General features: G+C 74.6%; 5 protein-coding genes and 1 pseudogene. 4 read left to right on the top strand and 2 right to left on the bottom strand.

Annotated features, from left to right (window positions below):
• The 4 genes from G3I65_RS54710 to G3I65_RS54695 all read left to right on the top strand — a co-directional run.
• The coding region (locus tag G3I65_RS54710) for a hypothetical protein (RefSeq protein ID WP_203612765.1) at positions 1-250 on the top strand (250 nt) is incomplete at its 5' end.
• Positions 251-299: 49 nt separating this feature from the next.
• Positions 300-827 (top strand): hypothetical protein, encoded by a 528-nt coding sequence (locus G3I65_RS54705; protein WP_160704365.1) that lies wholly within the window; start codon positions 300-302, stop codon positions 825-827.
• A gap of 79 nt (positions 828-906) precedes the next feature.
• Positions 907-1,722 (top strand): DUF3592 domain-containing protein, encoded by an 816-nt coding sequence (locus G3I65_RS54700; protein ID WP_160704363.1) that lies wholly within the window; start codon positions 907-909, stop codon positions 1,720-1,722.
• A 9-nt stretch (positions 1,723-1,731) separates the two neighbouring features.
• The gene (locus tag G3I65_RS54695) at positions 1,732-2,439 is read left to right on the top strand and encodes a hypothetical protein (RefSeq protein WP_160704361.1); all 708 of its coding nucleotides are present in this window, start codon (positions 1,732-1,734) and stop codon (positions 2,437-2,439) included.
• Between the two features lie 31 nt (positions 2,440-2,470).
• Here G3I65_RS54695 and G3I65_RS58990 read toward each other — a convergent pair.
• Positions 2,471-2,795, bottom strand: a pseudogene (locus G3I65_RS58990) (flavodoxin); the annotation flags it as partial.
• A 42-nt stretch (positions 2,796-2,837) separates the two neighbouring features.
• Positions 2,838-3,562 (bottom strand): sensor histidine kinase KdpD (locus G3I65_RS54685; RefSeq protein ID WP_160704359.1); only part of this gene is annotated, 725 nt, incomplete at its 5' end.

Genomic DNA, 3,562 nt, shown 5'->3' with positions numbered 1-3,562 from the left:
CCTGGTGGCCGCGACGGTGTGGGCGCTGCCGACGTCGGCCGCGGTGCCGGGCGCGGACCCGATGGCCGAACTGGTGATCGCCGTCGACACCGCCCTGGACGGCGACGACCCCGTGACCGAGCTGTGCGCGTGGCAGCGCACCCGCCTCGCGCGCTGGCGCGAAGCCCCCGGACCGGCCCGCTCGCCCGCCTTCTGGGCGGCGCTGACCTGCCTCGACGCCTCCGACGACGGGCAAACCTGGGTTCGGTAGCACCGCGGCCCGCCGAAGCTGTGCGCACCGCACAGAGAGGCAGGACCCGATGTTCAAGAAGATCCGCCGCCAGGTCGACGAAGCCACCCGCCAGGGCGCGGCCCGTGGCGCGCAGCAGTTCCAGCAGCACGCGGAGCAGTTCCGCCGCGCGGCCGCCGCCGAGGGGCACGACATCACCCCGCAGCTCCCGACGCCGCAGCTGGCGGCGCAGGCGTTCCGGGCGATGAACGCCGACCCCGCGACGGCGGAGTTCCTGGCGCTGCCCGCCGACGAGCAACTGCGCCAGCAGCAGGAACTGCAGGCCTACGGCACGGAACTGCGCCGGCTGTACGACACGGGCGAGCCGGCCACGCTGGTCGTGCGCGCGCTGGAGCCCACCGAGCGGACGGTCGCCGGCCAGGCCCGGTACACCGCCACGCTGGAGGTCACCCGCGCCGACGGCACCACCTACCGGACGGTCACCCCGCTGATCACCCCGCTGGCGACGATCCAGCAGTACGCGCCCGGCACCCGGCACGAGGCCAGGGTCGATCCGGCCGACCCGGCGAAGGTCGCGGTGTTCGGGCCGATCGCTTAGCGGCATGGCTGCCGGGTCGGCGCCCGGTTCCCGAGGTCGAGCCGGCCATGAACCCAACCAACAACCGAAAGGAGGCGCGGTGTTCGCCTTCGGATTGCCGGACGACTCGCGGCCGGGGCGTCGCGGGCGGCGGCTGTGGCTGCTCGGCGTGCCCACCACGCTCGCCTGGGCGGCGGCCGGCTGGTCCGGCTCGCTCGGGCTGCTGGACGGCTTCCGGCTGATGTCGCTGAACCGCGTCGGCGCGTGGGGGGCCGACGCGGGCCCGGCGGCTTCGCTCGTGCTGTTCTTCAGCCTCGCCGTCACGGTGGCCTCGTCGCTCGGCTTCGCGATGCTGTGGGCGGCCGGGCCGTCCCTGGGCCGGTTGGCGATCGGCTTCCGGGCGGGCTCGCTCGCCGCCGCACTGGGCGTGGCGCTGGGCGGCGGTGTGGCGATCCCGTCGTGGACGCCGCCGGAGTCGGTGGGGCGGCGGCTGCCGTTCGCCGGGGGCGACGGCGAGCCGTGGTCCGATGTGGACTGGGTCGTCTACTACGAGCCCTACCTGGTACCGGCGGTCGCCGCGGTGATCGCGCTGGTGCTGATCGCGGTGCTGCTGCGGGAGTTCCTCACCGCGGCGGAGGCCGACGACCGCGCCGAAGCCCTGCGCCGGTACGGCCGCGAGGTGACCGGGTACGTCACGCACGTCGAGTTCACCGACGTCTGGGTGCTGGGGAACCCGCGGTACGTCGTCCACGTCCGGTTCCCGGTGGAAACCGGCGAGCGCACGGTGGTGACGACGATGGTCACGCCCGTCCTGCGGTCCCCGGCGCGCGGTTCCGCCGTCCTCGTCCGCTACGACCCCCAGGACCCGGAAGCCGTTCTGGTGGAACCGGATCCGGCCGGGTCGCCCTTCTGCTGAGGAGCTCTCATGTCCCCTGCCGCCCTCGTTCGCGGCTTCCTCGGCGGCGGTGTCGCCGGGGCGGCGCTGAGCGCCTTCGTCACCGGGATCGTGCTCGAGGAGGTCCCGCTGTTCCTGACCGCCTTCGGCCTTCCCATCGCCTACGGCGCCCTGCTGTTCGCCGCCGGGATGCCCCGCCGCGCCCGCGAGGCGGCGGTCGTTCCGCGTGTCGCGCTGGCGCGGATCGAAAGCCGGCGGGCCGGTGGTACCGAGACGGGCGACGTCCCGGTCACCCTCGTGCTCACCGTCGACGGCTCTCCGCCGTTCCGCGTCGAGATCACCCACCACGTCAACCTGGCCGACCTGCCGGACATCCGGGTGGGCGACGTCCTCGTGGTCGAGTACCCGCCGGACCGGCCGTGGCGCGCCGAGGTCGTCGCGCACCCGACGGCGGAATGGCGGCGCCGGGCGGAAGAGGCGGTGATCGAGCCGGCGCCCCAGTCCGCGGTGGTCGGCCCGCCGCCGGAGGGGTGCGCGTTCTCGGTGGTCGCGTTCGCGGGCCTGCTGCTCGGCGCGGCGGTCGTCCTCGGGCTGTTCCGGGTGGAGCTGTTCAGCCCCGCGGAAGAGCAGCCCGAGTCGACCACGACGGAGGTGACCACCACGACGGAGACGTTCAGCTTCCACATCACCGTCGGCGGGCCCGGCGGCACCACCACCTTCGTCCTGCCGCCGCGGTGAAGCTCACGTCGACGCCGGCGCGCGAGGGGGCTCAAGTGGCCGGGTACTGGGACTTCTCGAGCAGCCGGGCCAAGTGCACGGCGTTGCGCACCAGCGTGGCGTTCGTGGACGCGACGGCCTCGGGCGTTTCGTCGAGGTCGTTGTAGTCGCCGCCCTGCATGGCTTCGCCGTTCCAGCACGCGCTGCGCGACGCTGGACATGTGCCCGACCCACGTCGGCGTGGCCACGAGCAGGATGTCGGCCGCCTGGACCTTGGCGCGGATCGACGGCCACGCGTCGCCGTCGCCCATGTCGGCTTCGACGCCGGGCCGGACGTCGTGGTCCACGACGCGCATGAGTACCTCCGTGGTCGGGCGTGCGTCCGGGTTCCCCGCTCCGGGACGGTCGAACCGGGAAGATCAGCGCGGCAGCGTGACCTCCACGGTCGTGCCCCGGCCCGGCGTGCTCTCCACCGCGAGCCCGCCGCCCATCGCCTCGGCGAGGCCCTTGGCCAGCGGGAGGCCGAGGCCGACGCCCTCGCCGGAGTCGGCGCCGAGGCGGTCGAACGGGGTGAACAGCCGGTCGAGGTGTTCCGGGGCGATGCCGCGGCCGCTGTCGGCGACGGTGATGACCACCGCGTCCGGCTCGGTGCGGGTGGTGAGCACGACCGTCCCGCCCGTCCGGTTGTAGCGGACGGCGTTGCCCGCGAGGTTGAGCAGGATCTGCTTGAGCCGCCGCTCGTCGCCGTGCAGCGTGGCCGGGCCGCTCTCGTCGCGCAGGTGGACGCCTTCCGCGTCGGCGAGCGGCTCCAGCAGGCTCAGCACCTCCGCGACCACGGCGGGCACGTCGATGTCCACCGGGTGCAGCGGCAGCGCCCTGGCCTCGATCCGGGCCACGTCGAGGACGTCGTCCACCATGGCGAGGATGTGCCCGGCCGCGCCGGTGATGTGCTCGAGCGCCGCCTGGCGGCGTTCCGGCGGCAGGTCGAGCGACCCGAGCAGCTCGGTGAACCCGGTGACGGCCTGCAGCGGCGTGCGGAGCTCGTGGCCGAGGGCGGCGACGAAGTCGGTCTTGGCGCGGCTGGCCCGCTCGGCGGCCTGGCGGGCGACGTCGGCCTCGTGCCGGGCCTGGCGCTCGCGCTCGG

Origin of the sequence: Amycolatopsis sp. SID8362 (assembly GCF_010550475.1) — a bacterium.
Taxonomy (GTDB): domain Bacteria; phylum Actinomycetota; class Actinomycetes; order Mycobacteriales; family Pseudonocardiaceae; genus Amycolatopsis; species Amycolatopsis eburnea.
The sequence above is the reverse complement of the archived record's forward strand: the minus strand, read 5'-3'. Positions and strand labels throughout refer to the sequence as shown.